Origin of the sequence: Hoylesella buccalis ATCC 35310, assembly GCF_025151385.1 — a bacterium.
GTDB classification, from domain to species: Bacteria; Bacteroidota; Bacteroidia; order Bacteroidales; family Bacteroidaceae; genus Prevotella; species Prevotella buccalis.
In genome coordinates this window covers 2,680,088-2,704,207 of record NZ_CP102287.1, presented here as the reverse complement: position 1 = coordinate 2,704,207, position 24,120 = coordinate 2,680,088, and the positions used below count along the sequence as shown (strand labels likewise).

Below are 24,120 nucleotides of genomic sequence, written 5' to 3'. Positions count from 1 at the left end.
TTTGTGGCATTGCACCGCAAGAATCAACCATACAAGGTAAGTTTTTCTTTTGAATAAAATGTTGATGATGAAAAAGATTTTGTTACTTTCAGTGTTGTTCTTATCGGTTGCATCGGTCAGCATGGCCGCATTAGGCAAAGAGAAGGACAAGAAGCAGAAGACTCAGACAACCGTTAAGCCACTGCTTACACCACAAGATTCCTTGAGTTACGCGGCAGGATTGGCCGCAACCAATGGTTTGATGCCTTTCTTGCAGCAGGAATACGAGATGGAACCGGCACAGATTGCCGAATTTGTCGCAGGCTTTCAGGAGGCATTAAAGCAGATTGATTCGCCTCAATTCAAGGCTCGTCATGCAGGTGCTGCCATCGCCAGGATGGTAAAAAATCGTATTTTGCCGCAGACCACCAACGACTTCAAGGGAACGCCCAACGCTATTGATGCCGAAATCTTCAATCAAGGTTTCCTCGCCGGCGTACAGAATGACACGACTGTTTATTCGGTTGAAAAGGCGAGTGAACTGTTTCAAGAGCGCAGAACCCAAGTGAAGAAAGAGAAAGAATCGGCATACATCGCAGCCAACACAGCCTGGTTGAAGCAAAATGCCACACAGCCAGGTGTGAAAACAACTGCCAGCGGACTGCAATACAAGGTGATTACCGAAGGAAAGGGCGAGATTCCACAAAAGGATGACAAGGTAACTGTGAAATATGAGGGCAAGACCATCGACGGAAACGTGTTCGATAGTTCGTACAAGCGCAATCCACAAACCACCTCATTCCGTTGCAATCAGGTCATCAAGGGATGGACAGAGGCCCTCACCATGATGCCGGTAGGTAGCAAATGGGAAATCTACATCCCGCAAGAGTTGGCCTACGGAGAGCGTCAGGCCGGACAGATTCAACCCTACTCTACCCTGATTTTCACCGTTGAACTGGTCAGTATCGAGAAGGCATCTGATGCCTCGAAGAAGTAAACATAACGGGAAGGCACACTGTCATCAACCTCATATATAGATAATCTGGCCATCGATACAGCGCCATCCTTACAAACAGCCATCATCACTGTATAGACCTGGCGGGGCGAGAGCACACCTCTCTCCCTGTCAGGTTTATTTTTTATTGAGACAAACAGAGGCAAGACGCCACTCGGCAAAATATCTATCAAATAGGCACAATTTATCACATTTTTATTCACATCTTGTTGCTTATTTCATTAATATTACCTAATTTTGCTATCAAAATAACAACATAACACAGAAATCTATGGCAAGAGACACAGACAAGATTGACAAGTTGGACAGGAAAATCTTAAGTATTTTATCAACTAACGCACGTATTCCCTTCAAGGATGTAGCCACACAATGCGGCGTTTCGCGTGCAGCCATCCATCAACGCGTACAACATCTGGTGGAAAAAGGCATCATCACGGGCAGCGGATTCTATGTCAATCCGAAAAGCCTGGGTTATTCTACCTGCACATACGTAGGTCTAAACCTCGAACGCGGCAGCATGTACAAGAAGGTTGTCGAACAACTTCAGGAGATTCCCGAAATCATTGAGTGCCATTTCACCACTGGTCCTTACACCATGATGATTAAACTTTATGCACGCGATAACGAACAACTCATGGACTTGCTCAACAACCGTATGCAAACCATTCCAGGCGTTGTCAGCACCGAAACCTTGATTTCGCTTGAGCAGAGCATCAAACGTGAAATACCTGCAAATGTAGACGAGGAATGAAACAGTTTGACCTCAACTCCCACCTCAACCAAATTCACTCCTCCTACCCTGCCGCCCATCACCGTCCCTTGATAGGCATTACCACCAATTATGTAGATGGCGACGCCACGTTGCGCAATCGTTACTACAAGCAAGTGGTCGATGCCGGAGGCACACCCATGCTCATACCTCCCGTCAGCGACCCCGAGGTAATCATCAACACCCTGGAAAACATTGACGGACTGCTGCTCACTGGCGGTGGCGACCACAATCCCTTGTGGGCTGGAGAGGAACCCCAAAAAGAGCTGCATGGCATCAATGCTACGCGCGACTTGCCCGAACTGCTCATCACACGTCTGGCTTTTAACCGGCAAATCCCCATGTTTGGCATTTGCAGGGGCATGCAGACACTGGCCTTCGCCTTAGGCGGAAGGGTTGCACAAGACATCAACGCCACCCTTAAGCATTCGCAAGAAGCTGACAAAAGTGAACCCACACACAGCGTCATCCTCTCGCCCGAGAGCATGATACGCGACATTTATGACTCAGAACATATATTCGTCAACTCGTTCCACCATCAAGCTGTCAGCGACACCGGCCCGCACTTCCAGGCAACAGCCAGCTCGCCGGATGGCATCATCGAGGCCATGGAGAGCACGGAACACAAGTCTATCTTAGGCGTGCAGTGGCATCCAGAGTGGTTAGGTGATGAGGGACAAAAGCTTTTCAAATGGCTTGTCAACCGCGCCGGCGAGTTTTCAATGGCCAAATCGCTACACCACCGCCACCTTATCCTTGACACCCATTGCGACACACCGATGTTCTTTCCGCAAGGAATTCATTTCGAACAGCGCGACTGTCGCATCCTCGTCGACCTGCACAAGATGACCGAAGGGCGACAAGACGCCGTCATCATGGTGGCTTACCTCCCCCAAAACAAACCCGACAAAGCGTTTACAGACATCGCACCCTTCCCCGTTGAAGGACCAAAAGCCTACGCCGACCTTATTTTCGACAAGATAGAAGACATCGTGCAGGCCAACCATTCTTACCTTGCCTTGGCACGCAATCCCGAACAACTGTATCAAAACAAGCGACAAGGCAAAAAGAGTATCGTACTTGGCATTGAGAACGGATTGGCCCTTGAGGACGACATTCGTAACGTGCAGCATTTCGCCAACCGCGGCGTTACCTACATCACGCTCTGCCACAACGGCGACAACGACATCTGCGACAGTGCGCGCAGAAGCCAGAACACCCATCACGGCGTGTCCGATTTTGGCGAGAAGGTCATCAAAGAGATGAACGATTGCGGCCTGATGGTTGACCTCTCACACGGGGGCGAACAAAGTTTTTACGACGCATTGGACATCAGTAGGGTTCCCATTGTATGCAGCCACAGCAACTGCAAGGCGCTCTGCGACGTGCCACGCAACCTCACCGATGACCAACTTCGCGCCTTAGCCAAGGCTGGAGGCGTGGCTCACACCACGTTCTACCATGGCTTTTTACGGTCAGACGGTGCAACAGCCAGCATCATCGACGGCATCAACCACCTCGAACACGCCATCCAAATCATGGGCATCGACCATGTTGGCATCGGAACCGACTTTGATGGCGACGGCGGCGTGCCAGGCATGGCCAATTCGTCCGAGCTCATCAACTTCACCATCCAGTTGCTTCGTCGCCGATACAGCGAAGAAGACATCGCCAAGATATGGGGTGGCAACTGGCTCAGGGTGATGCGTCAGGTACAAGAGGGCAAGGTGAAATAACAAACTACACATACACGTTCTTATCGACAAGCAAACAAACCAATGAAGAAAAAACAAATCATCATGGTGACAATAATGGGTATTGTTCTGGCCGGAGCCGTGGCTTTGGGCTGGCAAGCCACGAAAGGAGCCTCGTCAGACATGAGCAACGAGGATGAAACAGCCTTGGCACAGCAGCCGGTGGGACCAGCATTCAACGCCGACTCGGCTTACGCTTACGTCCAAGCGCAATGCGACTTTGGCCCGCGTACCATGAATAGCGAGGCGCACGAGCAATGTGCCAATTGGATTATCCGTAAATTCCAACAGTTTGGATGCGATGTGACCACACAAAAAACAGATGTGAAAGGATATGACGGCACCAAGCTGCATGCCACCAACATCATAGCCAAATACAAACCAGAGGCCACCAAACGCATCTTGCTCTGCGCCCATTGGGACAGTCGTCCGTGGGCAGACAACGACCCAGACAGTGCCAATTGGCGCAAACCTGTGATGGCTGCCAACGATGGCGCCAGTGGAATTGCCGTAATGTTGGAGCTGGCTCGGCTGCTTCAAAACGACACCACCCTGACCTATGGCATCGACTTCGTATGCTTTGATGCCGAAGATTGGGGCACCCCACAATGGGAAAAACAGTCAGGCGGCGAAGACTCTTGGGCCTTGGGCGCACAATATTGGGCGAAAAACGCATCACACCACAATCGCCCCGAATACGGCATATTGTTGGACATGGTAGGCGGACAAGGGGCTAAATTCTATCAAGAGTTGGCCTCTAAGCAATATGCACCCAACATTGTGGAGAAGGTTTGGGCGGCAGCCGAAGCGGCAGGCTATGGCAGTTACTTTCCCAGACAGGACGGAGGTTACATCACGGACGACCACATCCCCGTGAACGAGCACGCCAAAATACCAACCATCGACATCATTCCCTTTTACCCCGACTGCCCACAAAGCAGTTTCGGTCCCACCTGGCACACCATTCACGACACGATGGAGCATATCGACAAAAACACACTCAAGGCCGTTGGACAGACCATGGTGCAGGTGCTGTTCAGCGAAGAATGAGTGTAGACAAATTCCATAACATTCTTGTGCTTGATTAAAAGCATTGACTTTGCCTACCAAAAGCATTGAGTTTGATAAGGAAAAGCATTGACTTTGGGGATCAAACTCAATGACTTTGAAAGCGAAGTAGTAAGGTGTTGGAATTCAGTTGTTTACACACGAAGATCAGAGTTGTCCGGCTTCTACCTGTAACACCACGCGTTCGGTGAGCCGGTCAACACCCTCGGCATCATATTTTTTCATCAAACTGGCACCGAAGGCCCAGGCAAAAGCTTGCCAAAATCCGGCTCGTATAGGCCCCATGAAGGCCTGTATGAGCTGATAAGATGACGAATCGCACTCGCGATACACCAGTTTGATGAGCAACTTTCCTTGCTGGTAATTCAGTTTTTTCATACGAGGCGTGTACTCATCGCGTATGCCTTTCTCCACCAATTTCATGTGTTCGTCGCGTGCTTGCTTGTTGGGAAGCGTCTGTAAGTAGTCGCCAGTCTCGATGATAATGCGGTTCACCTCTTTGGCTATGGGCAACACCAGCTTCACATTGCGCACCAATCGGTTGTAAACCGCACGCTGACGGGCACTCTTGAAAACCGGTTCTGGGTAAACGTAGACGTTACCAAACTCCATGTAAGGGATGGAATCTTTGCCATGCAGCACCTTACCCACCTTCACCATCGGTTCGAAAGTGGGACTGTCCATGTCAACCTGTCGCTCTTCCGGCGGGGTTGGCTGGGTGCGATTGTTGTTCTGCGCATACGTTTGCAAACCCGCAAACAGCATGAAGGGCAGAACAATATAGACCAATTTTCTCATCATCTTTTGGACAAAAGTAGCGATAATTTCGCAGGGTGGAAAGAAACTCTTGCAATTATTTTGTTGTATCGATAATATTTATCACCTTTGCATACTGACTAATCTAAACAAAATAAAATGGAATCAGAAGGTTTACGGGTTAAAGAACTCGAACATGTAGTCATTCGGTTTTCCGGTGATTCGGGAGACGGAATGCAGCTTGCAGGGAACATCTTCTCTACTATTTCAGCCACGGTAGGTAATGACATATCTACCTTTCCTGATTATCCGGCAGACATTCGTGCTCCGCAAGGTTCACTGACAGGCGTCAGTGGTTATCAAGTACACATTGGTGAATCGCGCGTTTACACACCTGGTGACCAGTGTGACGTGTTGGTTGCCATGAATGCAGCAGCCTTGAAAACGCAGTTAAAGTTTGCCAAGCCTACGGCGACCATCATCGTCGACACCGACAATTGCAAGGCAGCCGATTTGCAGAAGGCCGAAATTACCAGCGAGGATTACCTGGGTGAGCTGGGTATTGATCCCGACCGTGTGGTAGAATGCCCTATAACGACACTGGTCAAGGAGTGTCTGAAGGACTCAGGAATGGACAACAAGTCTATCTTGAAGTGTCGCAACATGTTTGCACTGGGCATGGTTTGCTGGCTGTTTAATCGTGACTTGTCGTTGGTAGACAAGTTCTTGGAAAAGAAGTTCAGTAAGAAGCCCGAGATATATCAAGCCAATAAGAAAGTTGTTGAGGCGGGTTACAATTATGGAGAGAACACCCACTCCAGCGTACCATCGACTTATCGCATCGAAACACGTCATAAAGTACCTGGTAGATACATGGATATCACAGGTAACAAGGCAACGGCCTACGGACTGATGGCTGCTGCTGAGAAGGCTGGCGTGACGCTGTTCCTTGGCTCATACCCCATCACACCGGCTTCAGACATCTTGCATGAACTGGCCAAACACAAATCAATGGGCGTGATTACCATGCAGTGTGAAGACGAAATATCGGGTTGCGCCACAGCCATTGGTGCTGCTTTCGCTGGCGCACTGGGCGTTACATCCACTTCGGGACCTGGCGTTTGCTTAAAGTCTGAGGGCATGAATCTGGCCGTGATGGACGAATTACCCTTGGTGTTGATTGACGTTCAGCGTGGTGGTCCATCGACCGGACTTCCCACCAAGACTGAACAGGGCGATCTCTTGCAGGTGCTTTACGGCCGTAACGGTGAGTCACCCATGCCGGTGATTGCACCAACCAGCCCTGTAAACTGCTTCGACGCAGCCTACATGGCTTGCAAAATCGCCATGGAACACATGACGCCCGTCGTGGTCTTGAGCGATGCTTACATTGCCAATGGGTCTGGAGCATGGCCCATACCCGAAATAAAAGATCTGCCAAGCATCACTCCGCACCGTGTTACGGAAGAGATGAAAGACAAATACACGCCATATATGCGCGATGAAAAGACGATGGCTCGCTATTGGGCTGTGCCGGGTCAAGAGGGTTATGCGCACATCATTGGCGGATTGGAGAAAGACTCGGCCACTGGACAAATATCCAATGATCCCGAAAACCACCATCAGATGGTGTGCAATAGGGCTGAGAAAGTGGCTCGTATTCCTGTCCCTGACCTGCATGTTTCGGGTGATGTGGATGGCGCCGAGTTGCTGATTGTAGGCTTCGGTGGTACCTATGGACACCTGTATACGGCGATGGAAGAGCTCTTGGAGCAAGGTAAGAAAGTGGCTTTGGCTCACTTTGAGTTCATCAATCCGTTGCCAGCCAACGCCATTGAGGTGCTGAAACGCTATCCTAAAGTGGTGGTTGCCGAGCAGAACATGGGACAATTTGCCACCTATCTCCGCTCGAAAGTCGACGGATTTGTTCCATATCAGTATAACGAAGTAAAGGGACAGCCATTCGTAGTGGCTAAGTTGGTAGATGCATTTACAAAAATATTGGAGGATAGAAAATGACACAAGTCACAGCAAATCAATATAAAAAAGGCCTGGCACGCTGGTGTCCAGGATGTGGAGATCATTTCTTCTTGGCCAATTTGCACAAGGCGATGGCCGAAATGGGCGTTTCACCGCATGAAATAGCGGTGATTTCGGGTATCGGATGCTCGAGCCGACTGTCTTATTATATGAGTACGTATGCCATGCAGACCATCCACGGGCGGGCTGCTGCCATCGCCTCTGGGGCCAAAATCGTGAATCCAAATCTCACGGTGTGGCAGATTAGTGGTGATGGAGATGGACTTGCCATCGGTGGAAATCATTTCATTCACACCATCAGGCGCAATGTTAACCTGAACATGGTTTTGCTCAACAACCGCATTTATGGCTTGACAAAGGGACAATATTCACCTACCTCACCCCGAGGATTTGTGTCAAAATCGTCCCCCTACGGTACGGTGGAAGATCCGTTCCAGCCAGCAGAGCTATGCTTTGGTGCCCGCGGAAGGTTCTTTGCGCGTGCGGTTGCCAACGATACGCCGCACACAGTTGAGATTCTTCAAGCTGCTTACAAGCACAAAGGCGCATCGCTGTGCGAGATTTTGCAAAACTGTGTCATCTTCAACAACGGTGCTTACGAGCCAATTTACACCAAAGACGGACGTAAACAACATGCCATCTATGTAGAGCATGGCAAACCATTATTGTTTGGAGAGAATAATGAATATGGCCTCGTGCAAGATGGTTTCGGCCTGAAAGTGGTGAAGTTGGGCGAGAATGGCATTACTGAGAAGGACATCTTGGTACACGACGCACATGCGCAAGACGACACATTACACCTCAAACTGGCCATGATGGACAACGAACATGGTTTTCCTGTGGCTCTCGGTGTCATCCGTGACGTGGAAGCACCTACGTATGATGAGATGGTGAACAAGCAGATTGAGGAAGTAACAGCAAAGAAACACTATCATAACTTTGCCGAATTATTGGAGACAAATGATATCTGGGAAGTGAAATAACCTTTCTGCTTTCCATATAACGGAATATCAAAAAAGCCCGAAGCCAATTGTATGCCACAAAGAATGCGATTGACTTTGGGCTTTATTGTTCACTCAAACCAGGCATTGCCACCTATTATGATATGTTATTATATGCACATCATGGCAGGCAGTTTAATGTTGTGTCGAATCAAAGACATGATTGATTGGCGCCATGTCGAGAAGGAAGCCTGGTGAAACCTCACCAACGAACCAACAGTATGCGCCTCTGCTCACTCGAAATACGCTGTCCTCATGGCAAGTGCCATGCCTACGATGCGGTTATCACTTACCCATGAGGCATCACTCATCACAAACTTACAATCTGTTCATCTTAATACTTCCCCAAAAACAATGAAGAAAATTCATATCACTATCCTGGCACTGGCTTGCGCTGTTAACAGCATACAGGCCCAAGTAACCTATCCCTTTCAAGATGCTCGCCTATCGTTTGAACAGCGAGCCGACGACCTTTGTAAACGCCTAACGCTGGAGGAAAAAGCGGGATTGATGCAAAACAACTCGAAACCTGTGCCGCGTTTGGGCATCAAGCAATTCCAATGGTGGGGCGAAGCGCTGCATGGTTCGGCTCGAACAGGGTTGGCAACAGTCTTTCCACAGACCATTGGTATGGCGGCATCGTTCGACGATGAACTGCTTTTACAAGTGTTCAACATCGCCAGTACCGAAGCACGTGCCAAATACAATGTAGCTGCTAAGAAGGGATATTTTGACACTTCTTGGAGCGTTTCGTTGTGGACACCCAATGTAAATATCTTCCGTGACCCTCGATGGGGACGAGGTCAGGAAACTTATGGAGAAGATCCTTACCTGACATCGCGCATGGGCTGTGCCGTGGTTGAAGGCCTGCAAGGTGGCAAGGGGCCACACAAATATTACAAGGCTTTTGCCTGTGCCAAGCATTTTGCCGTGCATAGTGGCCCTGAATGGAACCGCCACTCAATCAGCATTGACGATGTTTCGCCTCGTGACTTTCATGAAACATACCTTCCTGCCTTTAAATATTTGGTGCAAGTGGGCGGTGTGAAAGAAGTAATGTGTGCCTACAACAGCATTGATGGCGAACCCTGTTGCAGCGACCAGCGACTTCTGGAACAACTCTTGAGAGACGAATGGGGATTCAAAGGTATTGTGGTGAGCGACTGTGGTGCTATCGATGACATCTGGCGTAAGGGCTTTCATGAAGTAGAACCCGATGCTGCACATGCTTCAGCGCGTGCGGTCAAAGGTGGTACCGACATGAGCTGCGGCCAAACTTACGGTTCGTTGCCAGAGGCGGTGAGGCTGGGAAAGGTGACGGAAGAGCGCATCGACAAAAGCTTGAAGCGCCTGATTGTAGGACGAATGCAGCTGGGTGAGTTTGATCCCGATTCGATTACACGCTGGGGTGTCATCTCAATGAATGACGTCAGTACACCGTCAAGCCAGAAGATGGCATTGAAAATGGCACGCGAAACCATGACGCTATTGTACAATCCCAAGCATGCATTGCCCTTGTCCAAGCAGCTGAAGCAAGTGGTAGTCATGGGTCCAAACGCCAATGATTCGGTCATGATGTGGGGAAACTACAATGGGACGCCGCGCCACACCGTAACGATACTCGACGGAATACGTCGCAAGATAGGTGCGCAGCGGGTGAAATTTATTGAAGGTTGTGGCCTGGTTGAACCGCATCGAAGAGGTAATCAGGCGCTGACCACGCAGCAGTTGGTCGAAGAAGTGGGAGACAACAAGACGGTAATCTTCGTCGGAGGTATCTCTCCTCAGTTGGAAGGCGAGCAGCTGGAGGTCGAGGCAAAAGGCTTCAAAGGCGGCGATAGGGTGACCATTGAATTGCCCCAAGTGCAGCGAGAGATGATTGCAGCCCTGCATGCCGCAGGCAAACAGGTCATCATGGTCAACTGTAGTGGCAGCGCCATTGGGCTGGTTCCGGAGGTAACACATACCGATGCTATCTTACAAGCATGGTATCCGGGTGAACGTGGCGGTGAGGCTGTGGCCGATGTGCTGTTCGGTGATTACAATCCGGCAGGAAAATTGCCCGTTACGTTCTATCGGGATGACTCTCAACTACCCGACTATCTGGATTACAACATGCGTAACAGAACCTATCGATACTTCAAAGGAAAACCTCTTTTCCCGTTCGGACATGGTCTGAGTTATACGTCCTTCAAAATAGGAAAGGCGAAGATGAGGAACGGAAAACTCACGGTAAGCGTGAAAAACACGGGCAAACGTGCTGGCGAGGAGGTGGTGCAATTGTACATTAGTTGCCTTGATGACCCCAATGGCCCCATTAAATCGTTGAGGGGTTTCAAACGCATGGCACTGCAAGCCGGTGAGCAACGCACGGTAACCTTGAATCTTCCACGCAAATCTTTCGAGCGTTTTGACGAACAAACCAACACCATCCGTGTGGTTCCAGGCAAATACAGAGTGTATTATGGCACCAGTTCTGACGAGGCAGACTTACAATCTTTCATTTATCATTTGCAGTAAGAGGAAATAAATTTATTTTTATTTGCTTTTTCAAGGATTTCACATTATTTTTGTGAATCCACACTTGTTGACTACCTGATGCGGTTGATGCTAGGAAAACACCACCGCATCTATTCTTAACAATACATGAAAAAGACCTTCATATGCATGTTTCTTCTGCTGTTTGGCGGCTTCACCTTGGCACAGAACAAGCTGTCTTGGGAAACCTATTATGAGCAGTTGACCGACATCGACGGCATAGAATCGGGTTCCTGGGAGGCCGCTTATGAGGTATTGAGCGAGCTGGCCGAACACCCTTTGAACCTGAATGAGGCAACGAGGGAGGATCTGGAACAGCTTCCTTTCTTGACACCGCAGCAGATAGAAGAGCTGGTGGAGTATCTGGATCGCTATGCGCCGATACGCAGTTGGGGCGAGTTGGCGATGATTGAGTCGCTCGACGCAACGCGTAGGAAACTGCTATCCTTCTTCGTCACCCTTGGAACGGAGCGGCCGAAGGCATTCCCTTCCGCGGGCGATGTCATGAAGTATGGTCGTCATGAACTGTTATTCACGGGAAAAGTGCCGTTCTACAAACGTCAAGGTGACGAGAAAGGCTACCTGGGTTATCCTTACAAACATTGGTGGCGGTACAACTTCAAGTACGGACAGTATGTCAATGCGGGTCTCGTGGGGTCGCAAGATGCGGGCGAACCGTGGTTTGCGGGTCGCAATAAGTGGGGTTACGACTACTATTCCTACTATCTTCAGCTGAAAAACTGGGGACGGCTGAAATCGATGGTGATGGGTCGTTATCGACTGAAGTTCGGTCTGGGTGTCAGCATGAACCGTGACTTTGGATTCGGAAAGTTGGCTACATTATCTGCTTTGGGCAACAACACCAATACCATTCGGGCGCAGTCGTCACGCTCGGAAGCCAACTACATGCAGGGAGTTGCAGCCACGGTGAGCGTCGTGCGCGGCCTGGATTTGACGGGATTCGCATCCTATCGCAAGATTGACGGCACGTTGAGAAACGACGACAGCACGGCCATTGCCACGATTGTGAAAACAGGTTACCATCGCACGGAGCACGAAATGGATCGCAAGCACAACACGGCTGAGCTGGTGGTCGGTGGCCATGCGCAATATTTCAAAAATGGTTTTCATGTGGGAATGACAGCCTTTCACACGTCACTCGACCGCCCATTGCGACCGAAAACGGAACAGTTGTATCGCCTATACAACACTTCGGGCAAGTTGTTTTGGAATGCCAGCGTGGATTATGGTTACGTTAGTCGTAAATTATCCATACAAGGTGAGACCGCCACAGGCGATTGTAGAGCCTTGGCCACGGTACACTACTTGAGCTATCAGTGTACGTCAACGTGGTCGGTGATGGCCGTACAGCGTTTCTACTCGTACAAATACCACTCGCTGTTCAGCCAAAGTTTCAGCGAAGGAGGGAAAGCGCAGAACGAAAGCGGCATCTACCTGGGCACCAACTGGCATGCCTCTCGTCATCTATCGTTGATGGCCTATGTCGATTATGCTTACTTTCCATGGGCCAGATATCAAGTGAGCAAGGCCAGTTCGGCATGGGATTGTCTGCTGATGGGCAACTACCAGCGACGCAAGTGGCAGCTGCAAGGGCGCTACCGACTGCGACTTAGGGAGAAAGATAATGCGGAAAAGTTGGCCTTATTGCCCGAACGCATCCATCAGGGACGCCTATCAGTGGCGTTTGACGACGAACATTGGCTATTCAAGACGCAAGGCGACCTATCCTATCACTACTTATCAACTAAAAGCTTTGGCTACATGATCGCCGAAACCATGGGCTATCGGCGGGGACGTTTGCGCGCGTTTGCCAATATAGGATATTTCAATACCGACGATTTTAACAGTCGAATTTACTGTTACGAACGTGGTTTGCTCTACACGTTCGCCTTCCCCGTGTTCTCTGGAGAGGGCATGCGTTACACCATCAACGTGCGGTGGGATGCCAACAGCAAGCTTATGTTCATGGCAAAGCTGGGCACCACACACTACTTTGACCGTGACAAAATTGGCAGTTCGTACCAACAAATCAACCAAAGTTCGCAAACCGACCTGGAGATGCAGTTGCGTTGGAGATTTTAAGACAAATAACCTGACGGTTTGCTCAAAAGAAATAAATAATTTGTTACTTTTGCAAATACTATACGAAAAAGCAATGTCATGATATTATTGAGTTTCGACACCGAAGAATTTGATGTACCCAAAGAACACGGCGTGAACATTTCGTTAGAAGAAGGGATGCGTATTTCTGTTGAAGGCACGAACAAGATATTAGACTGCTTACAACAAAATGGAGTACACGCTACCTTCTTTTGTACGGCAAACTTTGCCGAACAGTCGCCTCAAACCATTAGGCGCATTATGCAAGAGGGGCACGAGGTGGCTTGTCATGGTGTGGACCATTGGCAACCTAAACCTACAGACGTGTTTGAATCCAAACGCATCGTAGAAAGTGTGGCAGGTACACAGGTGCATGGCTATCGACAACCAAGGATGTTTCCCGTGTCAGACAAAGACATTGAAAAAGCGGGCTATCTGTACAACTCTTCCCTAAATCCTGCCTTTATTCCTGGCAGATACATGCACCTCACAACGCCTCGCACATGGTTTATGCGCGGAGAAGTGATGCAAATACCAGCATCGGTAACGCCTTGGGTGCGCTTTCCGCTGTTCTGGCTGTCGTTACATCTCTTGCCACAGCAGCTCTATCACTGGATGACAAGGCGAGTACTGCGACACGATGGCTATTTTGTAACCTATTTTCATCCATGGGAGTTCTACGACCTCAACGCACACCGTGAATACAAGATGCCGTATATCATCCGCAAAAATAGTGGCGATAAAATGGTTCAACGATTGAGCAACCTCATCAAGATGTTGAAAAAAGAAGAGGAAGCGTTTGTTACCTTTACCGAATTTGCAAAAAGTAAATTGAACAAAGCATGATGAGATTAGCCACCATATCCCCCTGCTATAACGAAGAAGAGGTGCTGGAAAACTCAGTAGCCCAATTGACAACCCTTTTTAACGACCTCATACAACAAGGACACATCAGTGCCGACAGCATGATGGTATTTGTCAACGACGGCAGCAAAGACCGCACTTGGGAGCTTATTTGCAAGTTGCAACAAACCAACAAGTTTGTGAGAGGCATCAACTTGGCAAGCAACGTGGGACATCAGAATGCCATGATGGCTGGCATGATGACGGCTCGAACATGGGCAGATGCGGTCGTTACGATTGATGCCGACTTGCAAGACGACCTGAATGCCATTCCGCTGATGATTCACGAGTACACTCACAATAATTGCGAAGTGGTGTATGGCGTGAAGACTTCACGGCAGGCAGACCCACTATTGAAACGACTGAGTGCCACTGCCTTTTACCGATTGCAGAACAAGTTGGGTGTGAAAAGCGTGTTCAATCATGCAGATTTCCGCTTAATGAGCCGCCTTGCCCTTGACATCCTATCCACTTATCAGGAACACAACTTGTATTTGCGCGGATTGATACCTATGCTGGGATTGCCATCGGCATGTGTCGATGACCCCATCAGCGAGCGACAGGCAGGTAAATCCAAATACACACTGCGCAAAATGCTAAGCTTGGCACTCGATGGCATCACCTCGTTTACCGTACATCCCATATATTTCATACTGTATGCTGGTTTGCTTTTCATCTTTCTAAGCATCGGCATTGGCATCTATGTTATTCATGCACTGGCCGTGGGAACAGCCTATCCGGGTTGGGCATCAATCATGATGAGCATTTGGCTCGTAGGAGGATTCATCTTGCTGTCAATAGGTATTGTGGGCGTTTATATCGGAAAGATTTATACCGAAGTAAAAAACAGACCGCTATACCATGTAACCAAAATTGTTGGAGCGGATGAAGAATAGCTTCAAAGCATACGGAGAAAGACACCCCAAACTGCGAAAAGATGCAGGACGCATCGTTCGCTTTGGGTTAGTAGGTACGGTCTGTTCGCTGATTCATTATGGCATTTATTGCCTGTTCTTGATGTTTACCAATGCGAATGTTTCCTACACGGCAGGCTATGGGGTAGGATTGGTATGCAACTATGTACTCACTACTTATTTTACCTTCCACAAAAAGCCCACAAAGTCCAATGCTGCGGGCTTTGTGGGGAGTCATATTGTCAACTATCTTATGGAGATTGGCTTGCTGAATGTCTTTCTTTGGTTGGACGTGAGCAAATGGCTTTCGCCCATATTGGTGATGATTGTGGCTGTTCCCATCAACTTCTTGATGCTTCACTTTGTGTACCTACATCAGCGGAAGCATAATTCTTGAACATCATTTCATAGCATAGTTTCAGCCAAACCAAAGTGCATGGTAGGGCTTTCAACGAATATACTTGTATCAAGTCGTGCCGTATACAACGAGGATAGAGGTCGGACGAGCCAAATCCTGATATCATTAACACCAGCACCATGAAGACTACATCCCAACGATTGCGTTGCCACGGAGCAGACAGATACCATATACAAGCCCCACTAATGGCAATAATGTACGAACTACTCTCACTGCCTGTGCTGAAAAGTACGACGAACAGCAACACCGATGCAAGGTAGGTTTGGCGAAACATTGCATTTCTGTATTGCGAAAAGCGAAAGTAAGGGATGAAAAACAATACCAACGCTGGAGCGATGAGCCACAAATCGGAATATAAAAGATTGCCTGTAATGCGACGAACCATGCCCAATAAGGAGATATTTTGGGCAATAGATTGGAGGTTTTCTCCATTCTTTTCCAACAAGGTAACATACCATTCGTGATATTGCCCTATCACATAGTCGGCATTGCTTATCAGCATAGGCGCAACGAACAGCACAACAGCCCACAATAACAACGATAAAACGAACCGTCCTTTATGCTTGGAGAAGAAGAAAAAAGCCAGTCCCACCACCCCATATAGCTTGACAAATGTACCTAACACTATGAGGAATGCCGCCCAAAAGTCACGCTCTCGCTCTATCAAGAAGTACGAAGCAATGATAATGGCAGCAATGGCAATATTGAATTGCTGCATGAACAAGGAAGTTAGCAACGTCTCTGCACAAAACCAATAAATAAAGATTTGCTGTTTGTACTTCAGTTGCGACCTACTAATGGCAACATACAAGCAGAGCGAGAGTACTACATTCCAAAACAACATACCTAACCATACGGGCATTACAGCAAAGGGAGCAACGACCAAAGCGAATAAAGGTCCATAATGATTTACATCAAAATATTCGTTGGGGTACGCCCCATACAGCGATGTTTGGTTCACTGTATGCCAGAAAACGCCACGGAATATCAGATAATTGTTGTTGCGATGCAACTTGAAAACAGTGGCGATAATGGGCAAAAGTGTCCACAGCCACAACAAGGTTCGCTTGTCGTGAAAGAAAGGTTTGGCTAAGAATGCCCTGCATTTAAATTGTAGCATATAATATATCTTTGAGTTTTGTGAATACATATCAATGCTACAAAAATAATTAAATAAATACAGAGAGGAACTAAATTATCATAAAAAAAATAATACCTTTGTAAAAAAAATCACCTATATATCTACCTTGCGTTAATCAAGATGATTATGGCTTTTGTTTGATATTACTTATCTATTTTTATCAATCAATGAAAATATCAGTTTTAGTACCTATTTATAAAGTAGAGAATTACATCAAGGAATGTGCTGAAAGCTTATTCACGCAGACATACCAGGACATTGAGTTTATCTTTGTAGACGATTGCAGCCCCGACAAAAGTATTGACGTCTTGCGACAATGCGTGAGCAGGTATCCTGCCGTCAGTTCCAAGACCAAACTGATTAGGCACACTAAGAACAGGGGGCTTGCCGCCGTTCGTCAAACAGGAATAGATGCGTCTACAGGGGATTTTGTCGCTTTCGTAGATAGCGATGATTACCTATATGGTTGCGACGCCATTGAGAAAATGGCAAGAAAACAAATGGAGACCGACGCTGACATCGTAGAATGTGGCCACTGTTTTACGGCACAAAATCAGCTGCGAATGATTTATCCTGACAACAGAAGCCTGAAATGCCGCATCTTATCCATATTGCTGAGAAAGACTAAGGATTTTGGAGTTTGGGGAAAACTGTTTAGAAAGTCCCTGTTTACAGACCATCACATTCTCTTTTCAGAGGGCATCGGCTTCGGTGAGGATTACTCTGTGATACCTTGTTTACTGCTTGTGGGGCGCAGGGCTCTTTTAAACGAGGTTGTATATTACTATCGCAGAGAGCGCCCCGGCTCTTACTGCGCGTCCATTTCGTTAGAGTCACTATTCTCGTTTATACGGGCCATGAGGGTCGTTGAGTTTTTCTTCAGTAAGGAGAATGCTGACGACGCTTATGTAAAAGCAATAAATTTGGCAATGCTGTCAATATACGTTGACTGCTATGATTGTGATTTATCAAAACATCAAGTATCGCTAATAGAACAAAAGCTTGATTATCACCCACGCTTCTTGACAACCCGATTGCTGTATTTCCTGCTCCACAATACTTACCCCAGCCGAATTGTGCGAAGGATATATCGCTCAACAAGAAGATTGTATCTATACTTGCATCGCTAATGAGCATCATTAACGATATTCAAATACTTCTGCAAAACCAATAAGGACACCATGCGTTCACGCCGTTTATCCTTGAATTGTGCTACGAATTGGTGTGCATGCTCAACGATAGCTTCTGCATCTTCGGGATGATTGATATAATAACGAAGTTGTTGAGGAAGGTCCGAAAAGTCGGTTTTTATGGCAATATAGTGATAATTTGGTATCAGTTTACCTTCCATAAACCATGATTCGCAAGTAGGAGGGGGCATTACTGCTATCGAATTTGAGGACATGATCCACTTCAAATTGCTTGCCACGTCGTTCCCCTCCAACGCCATGATGAACTTATAATTCAAATGTTCGGCAATGGAAAGCTTAGGGGTGTGCCACTCTTCAAACTGCTCATCTACCACTCCCGCATCAATTAAGGGGTGCTGAAAGTACTTTTGCATGAACTCAAGACGATTTTGTTTTAAGTCGTTTCCTTCTTTCTGACCGATTTCTCCGCGGAATATCGCCATGTTTTTTTTATCCTGAAAGGCTTTCTTGTCCTGTATAAAAAGGAAATGGCGCACACGGTCGAGCTTCATCAACACTGCATTTTGATTACCTTTCACAATGGGCCTGCTCTTGACTATTGACGGAAGTTTAGGGACATATGTAACATCACCTGGCAATATTATCCACCGATAGTAGGGAGAAAAGGCTTTGGCATAACGATAAGAGTCTAGATAATACACTTTCGGGTGTTTTATTTTTTGCGTTCCAAGCATAGTGGAATTCTCGCGAAACACAGTTTTATCGATAGGAGTTTCTATCGCCAAACGGTTATAATAGTTCACCCTATTCCAAATATAATCTTGGTCCGCACGGTCAAGCAAAACTTTCTTATCCCGCTGCCACAAATACTTTAGAATAAAATGGGGCATGGACACTTGAATATAGGACACAAGATAATATTTCCACTTCGCATTCTTTTTGCAGCCAAATAGATGGTTTACCCAACGAAAAACATTAATCATGACTTTTTATATTGATCCAATCCATTTTCACACCATGCCATTAGCCTCTCTTTCACATGTGACAATTCCGCAAAATTACTGCGTTCATTTTGGCGAGACGCTTCTGGATGAAACAAATGATACACCACTCCACCCATTTTCAGCGTTCGTTTTCTTACTCCGGAAAAATGCAGACGGTATGCTAATTCGCTGTCTTCGTACCCCCACTCGATAAAGTCCTCATTAAAACCATTCACCCTTACAAGGTCATCTCGCCAATAAGCCATATTGCATCCACGAGCATGAGCAATGTTCCTGTCGTATCTATCAGCCAACAAGTGACGTAAACAATGCGAACGACTGCTGTTGGCCATGTATCCAAATGAAATATTCCACCAATGCAGACGGATTTGTTTGGCAGACAAAATACGATGAGACACCTGTTCGCTCAACTTTACTCTCGACCCACACACGAAACAATTAGATTCACAAATATCTAAATGATCACTCACAAAATGAGGAGACAAAATCACATCACCATCTATTTGCAAGATATAATCGCCTGTCATGACAACAATGGCCTTATTTAATATTTTTGTTTTGCGAAATCCTTTGTCTTTTTGCCATACATGCTTAAGGGGTACAGGGCTCTCATCTCGCAATCTCTGTATCAACGAACGCGTATCTTCCCGCGACCCATCATCAGCGATAACTATTTCGAACGGTAACACTGTTTGTGCGAAAATGCTGCGCAAACACAGTTCTAGCGCCTCTTTCCAGTTGTAGGTTGAGACGAGCATGCTTACCTTGATATCATTCCTGTTCATATATTGATGCTGCTAAGTAAAGACTGACGACCCATGTTATCTGCTTTTTCGCAACAACATGTGGTAAACGTTTGCTACCTGGGCTGCCACATCCAGGTTTTCAAACCGCTTGACATACAGCTTGCTTCTGTTTATCCTTTCCGTTCTGCCCACCGCACCTTGCAACACCGACGCTATGGCTTGTGCCAAAGATTGATGGTCATCGGGATGCACGTAAATGCAGTCTGGTCCTCCTGCTTCTTCCAAACAAGAGCCTGTACACGCCACGACAGGCAGACCACTTTGTATGGCTTCGACGACGGGAATGCCAAAACCCTCGTAACGCGAGGGATAAACAAAGCATTCTGCCTGCTGATAAATGGCAGGTAAATCATCGTTATTCACACTGTGAAGGATACGAACACGCTGTTGAAGACCGTTTTCAGAAATATATTTGCGCACCTTTTGCACATAAGAGGTCGCCTTGCCTACGGCCACGAGAGATATTTCTTGCGGCAATTGTCGCAATGCCTTGACGGCCAACAGCAAGTTTTTGCGCTCCTCCATCGTACCAACATATAGTATGAAGCGTCTCGGCAGGCGGTGAGTAGCGCGCACCCTCCGTTTCTCCTCACTGTCGGCAACAGCCTTAAAGTTTGTATCACAGCCCTGGTATATTACCTTTATTTGATCTTCCGGATAGTGAGAAAAAGCTAAAATATCTTGCTTTGTACGTTCGCTGATAGCAATGATGACATCGGCCTCTTGACAAGTAGACAGGAATTTGCGCTTGTACAACCATGCATCTATCCCGCTATAATATTCTGGATGGCGAAGAAAAATAAGATCATGTACCGTTGCAACACTCTTCACCCCACTAGCTTGAATACCTACAGGCAGCTCACCCGACAGTCCATGATAAACCTCAACCCCATCTTTCACCAATTGCCGCACCATGCCATGATGTCTCCACCAATCCCTTTGAATTCGGAAAGAATGATGACTAGGATAACAAAAACAAATATTTCTGGCATCCCTCACTTGGCCGCGCAAATCATCATTACCTTTGTCTGGCGCATAAAGCCTTAGCATGAGATGCGCCTCTTCTGCCAACAGCGCATTCACAAGCGTCCTACCATAATTTCCCAGTCCCGTCGGGTTACTCACTATGCGCTTGGCATCAAAGCCGACAGTAATGATGTTGTTGGTATTTTTCATAAGCAAAAAGACAATTTACACTTTTAACTTTACAACTTCCTGTGAAGAAGAGGCGTTCTTGTTCTTTGAGGCCTGTTCAGGAAATCTCGAATTATATTCCGCTCTGGTTCGTTTCCAACGGTTATGACTCCACAGCCATAGGGCAGGTTGGCGCTGTATGGTTTCTTCAAGCAACTTGAAATATAGGTTTGTAATTTCCCATTCTCCACAGTGTCTTGGATTTTCTGTCATCATTCTCATTTCACATTGATAATATCCTCGGTTGACGCGCCTCATGTCTCCGTAGAAACATACTTGATTGGTTTTCTTTACAATGCGCTCCGCCCCCGTTAAAACGGGTGTGTCATGATGCAAGAAATCAACCCAATGGTGGATGTTGTGCCACAGTGGAACCTGATCAGCAATATACCCCACCACCACCGTTTGGTGCTGCTGCTCATAGGAAAGTATCTTCCGCAACGACTCTTGCATGGGTATGCACAACGCATTTTGCCGCTCGCGGACATATCTAAACAAATAATCAAAGCATTTGTTTTCCAGAGGATGATACAATTGGCAACACTGTGTCTGCCCGGTCAACCACAAAGGCAGCGACGAAATCCACTCCCAATTGCAATAATGACCTAAATATATAGCACACGACTGCCCCTGCGCTAACACTTCATTCAGTTTTCCTATCCCTGTAAACTGCATTCTTCTCATGAGTTGCTTCTTGCTCATGGTCATCAGTTTGATTGTCTCCACAAGGTAGTCGCAGAACCAATGATAGAAGTCTTTCTCTATCTTCACCAGTTCCTCGTGGCTCTTTTCAGGGAAGCTGCTTGACAGGTTTTTCCAAATCACACGATGTCTGTATCTCAAGATGTAAGCCATGATGAGATACAACAGGTCGGACAATACGTAGAGCAAACGCATGGGCAGCAGTGACAACAGATACCAGGTGCCGTAAACCAAAACATATCCTACCTCATTCAGTACTTTCTTCATTCGAAAAGCGTTCAATTCATAGAATGCCACAAAGTTATAAAAAATCTTTGTATTGTCATCCCTGCACCGATGGCATTTTACCAAACGGCAAGTCTTTGAGCACACTTACAGACAACGATTCAGCGTTAAATGAACCATTCTCCCCTTGTTCCTACTCTTGAAAAATCTGAAAATCAAAGATACATTTGCACAAAACATTGACAAATCGTATCTTTGCATACAACGATTGGGAACAACATTGCGTTCCCTTAACAACAACATTTAGATGAAAACAAGAAAACTCCTCTTAACTCTTAGTTTATTGATTGCAGCGACTTATGCGAGCGCTCAGCAGGTATTCGACGTGAATTTATGGAATGGGCGCGCCCCACATCCCACCGGTGTTACTACCGACACGGCGAAGGTGCGCGTGTTTCTGCCCGCTGCCAAACGCGCCACAGGACGGGCTGTTGTTATCTGTCCGGGCGGCGGATATGCCCACTTGGCTTGGGAAAACGAAGGAACCAACTGGGCATCGTTCTTCAATGACATGGGCATCGCTGCCATCGTACTGAAATATCGCATGCCACATGGCGTGAAAGAAGCTCCGCTGAGCGATGCCGAACAGGCGATGCGGCTGGTGCGAAAGAACGCACAGGCATGGCACCTCAATCGTAATGACATCGGTATCATGGGGTTCTCAGCCGGAGGACACCTTGCCTCCACCGTGGCTACCAAAAGCAAAGGCGACGCAAAGGCCAATTTCCAAATACTGTTTTATCCCGTAATTACCATGATGCCAGGCTATACACATAAGGGTTCGCACGACAACTTGCTGGGCAAGAATCCGAGTAAGAGCACAGAACGCGAATACAGTACCGACCTACAGGTGAGCCGTGTGTCACCCAGAGCCTTCATCCTCTTGTCTGATGACGATACCGTGGTGCTGCCTGCCAATGGCGTTAACTATTACTTGGAGTTGTATCGGCACGACGTACCGGCATCGTTACACGTCTATCCTTCGGGCGATCATGGTTTTGGATACAACAGTTCGTTCCGCTATCACGTGGAGATGCGGCTTGAATTGCAGGCATGGTTGCGCAGTTTCTGACACAAAAACCGTCCCGCTACGCACCGGTTTGACGGTTTACACCAGCAACATCTTCACGAAAAGAGGGTGGCGGCAATTCATGATCCGTCACCCTCTTTTCGTCTTTTAGAGCCAAGACCGTATCTCAGCATCTAAATCTTTGATTTGCACATCTCGCTTCTGCAAAGTATTGTTCTTGTCAATGATGAAATAAGTGGGAATGTTCTGCACGTTATAGTTCACGAGAATGGCATTCTGCTCGTCAGCGTTGGCATGGACATTTATCCAAGGCAACGCCTCTGTCTTGGTCTTCCAAAAGTGCTCATCGGGGTCCAACGACACTTGATAAATCTCGAATCCGCGGTCGTGGTACTTATTATATAGTTCACGAAGGGCCATGATGCGCTCTGTTGATTGCTTGGAAGCGAAGATATGAAAATCGAGCATCACCACCTTTCCCTTCAAGTCGGTCAGCTTGCGAAGCACCCCACGGTGGTCGGTCAGCTCGATATCAATGAGTCCGGACGTAGTCACTTGACTGGCTGCCAACATCTTACGCTGGTTGTTCTGGATGATTCTCACATCCTTCATACCCTCGATGGCAATGTTATGCAGGTTGGCTCCGCGCTCAGCCTTTGGGTAGTAAGTGTCCCAACTGGTAGCCACGGCGGCGTAAACCTTCACGTCTTCGGCACTCGTGCGTGGATTGAAAATCAGCAAACTGCCGTTCCCAACGTTGATGGTCTGAAAAAGAGCGAAATAAGAAGATGCCTTCATCGGCTCCTTGTAGATGTAGTTCATCTTCACTTTGTCCTTATAAGCCTCAACCACCTTCTGCAAACTGTCGTTGATGGTTTGCGAATTTAAGTTCAAATTCTGAGCAATATCCTGAATCTGCTGTTGTAATGCCATCTGCATCAGCGTGAGTTCCTTGATTTTCGTGCAGTTCTCCGACCCCGTCACCTCGTATTGTGAAGCCATATTAGGGTATTGAGCCTTGACGTTGACCGTCTCGGTAGAGTCGATTGACACGTTGATGATTTGCCCTGCCACGCGCAGGCGGTAAAACTCCGGCGCATCAGTTGCTTTCTCACTGAATGCGAACGAGCCGTCTTCACCCAACCGAACAGAGTCAAGCACCTCCGGTCCATTCAGTCCCATGTTCTCGAAATACAAGGTTGAATCCTTGGCATTCGCAATGGTACCGTTGACGTTGAATTTCTTCTGCGTACACGAAACAGCACACAATGCACCGCAGGTGATGGCTGTCATGAAAAGAATATGATGGAAAGTCTTTTTCATATTTTTCAAAATAATGGTCTTTCAATGCTGCAAAGATATAGCAAATAATTGAGATTGTCAGCCTACCCAGATAGTTTTTTACAGAGTTATGCTTGGGCAGACTATCCATCATGCCCACCCCTGTGAGTGAATTTTCTTGACAAGAGGCCCCATCATGCTGGGCATATTTGCAAACCATCACCTGCCTGCGTGCAAATACGCCAAGGAT

General features: G+C 47.3%; 20 protein-coding genes. 13 read left to right on the top strand and 7 right to left on the bottom strand.

Going from position 1 to position 24,120, the window contains the following annotated elements; genetic code table 11:
- The first annotated feature begins 67 nt into the window (after positions 1–67).
- From NQ518_RS11175 to NQ518_RS11160, 4 genes are all read left to right on the top strand, one after another.
- On the top strand, positions 68–976 hold the full coding sequence (locus NQ518_RS11175; protein WP_227205332.1) for an FKBP-type peptidyl-prolyl cis-trans isomerase: 909 nt from the start codon (positions 68–70) through the stop codon (positions 974–976).
- Positions 977–1,265: 289 nt separating this feature from the next.
- Positions 1,266–1,745 carry an Lrp/AsnC family transcriptional regulator gene (locus NQ518_RS11170; RefSeq protein WP_227205311.1) on the top strand — a complete coding sequence of 160 codons (480 nt, stop codon included), beginning with the start codon at positions 1,266–1,268 and terminating at the stop codon, positions 1,743–1,745.
- Positions 1,742–3,499 (top strand): membrane dipeptidase, encoded by a 1,758-nt coding sequence (locus NQ518_RS11165; protein ID WP_227205313.1) that lies wholly within the window; start codon positions 1,742–1,744, stop codon positions 3,497–3,499. Before NQ518_RS11170 ends, NQ518_RS11165 begins: the two co-directional genes overlap by 4 nt.
- 42 nt (positions 3,500–3,541) lie before the next feature.
- Positions 3,542–4,567 (top strand): M28 family peptidase, encoded by a 1,026-nt coding sequence (locus NQ518_RS11160; RefSeq protein ID WP_227961847.1) that lies wholly within the window; start codon positions 3,542–3,544, stop codon positions 4,565–4,567.
- A 165-nt stretch (positions 4,568–4,732) separates the two neighbouring features.
- Here NQ518_RS11160 and NQ518_RS11155 read toward each other — a convergent pair whose 3' ends face one another.
- Positions 4,733–5,350 carry a DUF4294 domain-containing protein gene (locus NQ518_RS11155; protein WP_227962357.1) on the bottom strand — a complete coding sequence of 206 codons (618 nt, stop codon included), beginning with the start codon at positions 5,348–5,350 and terminating at the stop codon, positions 4,733–4,735.
- 150 nt (positions 5,351–5,500) lie between these two features.
- On the opposite strand from NQ518_RS11155, the gene NQ518_RS11150 reads away from it, so the two are divergent.
- From NQ518_RS11150 to NQ518_RS11120, 7 genes are all read left to right on the top strand, one after another.
- Positions 5,501–7,360, top strand: coding sequence for a 2-oxoacid:acceptor oxidoreductase subunit alpha (locus tag NQ518_RS11150; protein ID WP_227961849.1), 1,860 nt, complete (start codon positions 5,501–5,503; stop codon positions 7,358–7,360).
- Positions 7,357–8,364 (top strand): 2-oxoacid:ferredoxin oxidoreductase subunit beta, encoded by a 1,008-nt coding sequence (locus tag NQ518_RS11145; protein ID WP_227961851.1) that lies wholly within the window; start codon positions 7,357–7,359, stop codon positions 8,362–8,364. The genes NQ518_RS11150 and NQ518_RS11145 overlap by 4 nt, the downstream gene beginning before the upstream one ends.
- A gap of 372 nt (positions 8,365–8,736) precedes the next feature.
- Positions 8,737–10,902 carry a glycoside hydrolase family 3 C-terminal domain-containing protein gene (locus tag NQ518_RS11140; RefSeq protein WP_227961852.1) on the top strand — a complete coding sequence of 722 codons (2,166 nt, stop codon included), beginning with the start codon at positions 8,737–8,739 and terminating at the stop codon, positions 10,900–10,902.
- 126 nt (positions 10,903–11,028) lie between these two features.
- Positions 11,029–13,023 carry a ComEA family DNA-binding protein gene (locus tag NQ518_RS11135; RefSeq protein ID WP_227961854.1) on the top strand — a complete coding sequence of 665 codons (1,995 nt, stop codon included), beginning with the start codon at positions 11,029–11,031 and terminating at the stop codon, positions 13,021–13,023.
- Positions 13,024–13,101: 78 nt separating this feature from the next.
- Entirely contained in the window at positions 13,102–13,887 is a 786-nt protein-coding gene (locus NQ518_RS11130; RefSeq protein WP_227961856.1) for a polysaccharide deacetylase family protein, read from the top strand.
- Positions 13,884–14,840, top strand: a complete 957-nt coding sequence (locus NQ518_RS11125; protein WP_227961858.1) for a glycosyltransferase family 2 protein — start codon at positions 13,884–13,886, stop codon at positions 14,838–14,840. Before NQ518_RS11130 ends, NQ518_RS11125 begins: the two co-directional genes overlap by 4 nt.
- Entirely contained in the window at positions 14,830–15,255 is a 426-nt protein-coding gene (locus NQ518_RS11120; protein ID WP_227961860.1) for a GtrA family protein, read from the top strand. The genes NQ518_RS11125 and NQ518_RS11120 overlap by 11 nt, the downstream gene beginning before the upstream one ends.
- Here the strand turns inward: NQ518_RS11120 and NQ518_RS11115 are convergent.
- Entirely contained in the window at positions 15,200–16,396 is a 1,197-nt protein-coding gene (locus NQ518_RS11115) for a glycosyltransferase family 87 protein (RefSeq protein ID WP_227961862.1), read from the bottom strand. The genes NQ518_RS11120 and NQ518_RS11115 overlap by 56 nt on opposite strands.
- 188 nt (positions 16,397–16,584) lie before the next feature.
- Between NQ518_RS11115 and NQ518_RS11110 the strand changes: the two genes are divergently transcribed.
- The gene (locus tag NQ518_RS11110; protein WP_227961864.1) at positions 16,585–17,547 is read left to right on the top strand and encodes a glycosyltransferase family 2 protein; all 963 of its coding nucleotides are present in this window, start codon (positions 16,585–16,587) and stop codon (positions 17,545–17,547) included.
- Here the strand turns inward: NQ518_RS11110 and NQ518_RS11105 are convergent.
- The 4 genes from NQ518_RS11105 to NQ518_RS11090 are packed head-to-tail and all read right to left on the bottom strand — an operon-like array spanning position 17,544 to position 21,541.
- Entirely contained in the window at positions 17,544–18,551 is a 1,008-nt protein-coding gene (locus NQ518_RS11105) for a glycosyl transferase family 90 (protein ID WP_102696233.1), read from the bottom strand. The genes NQ518_RS11110 and NQ518_RS11105 overlap by 4 nt on opposite strands.
- Positions 18,548–19,357, bottom strand: a complete 810-nt coding sequence (locus NQ518_RS11100) for a glycosyltransferase family 2 protein (RefSeq protein WP_102696234.1) — start codon at positions 19,355–19,357, stop codon at positions 18,548–18,550. Before NQ518_RS11100 ends, NQ518_RS11105 begins: the two co-directional genes overlap by 4 nt.
- A gap of 36 nt (positions 19,358–19,393) precedes the next feature.
- Entirely contained in the window at positions 19,394–20,554 is a 1,161-nt protein-coding gene (locus NQ518_RS11095) for a glycosyltransferase family 4 protein (RefSeq protein WP_102696235.1), read from the bottom strand.
- Between the two features lie 15 nt (positions 20,555–20,569).
- On the bottom strand, positions 20,570–21,541 hold the full coding sequence (locus tag NQ518_RS11090) for a lysophospholipid acyltransferase family protein (RefSeq protein ID WP_227961867.1): 972 nt from the start codon (positions 21,539–21,541) through the stop codon (positions 20,570–20,572).
- A 265-nt stretch (positions 21,542–21,806) separates the two neighbouring features.
- Here NQ518_RS11090 and NQ518_RS11085 point away from each other — a divergent pair, with 265 nt between their 5' ends.
- Entirely contained in the window at positions 21,807–22,631 is an 825-nt protein-coding gene (locus NQ518_RS11085) for an alpha/beta hydrolase (protein ID WP_227961869.1), read from the top strand.
- Between the two features lie 105 nt (positions 22,632–22,736).
- Here NQ518_RS11085 and NQ518_RS11080 read toward each other — a convergent pair whose 3' ends face one another.
- A complete protein-coding gene (locus NQ518_RS11080) occupies positions 22,737–23,912 on the bottom strand; it encodes a redoxin domain-containing protein (RefSeq protein WP_374211116.1) in 1,176 nt (391 codons plus the stop codon).
- Between the last annotated feature and the right edge of the window lie 208 nt (positions 23,913–24,120).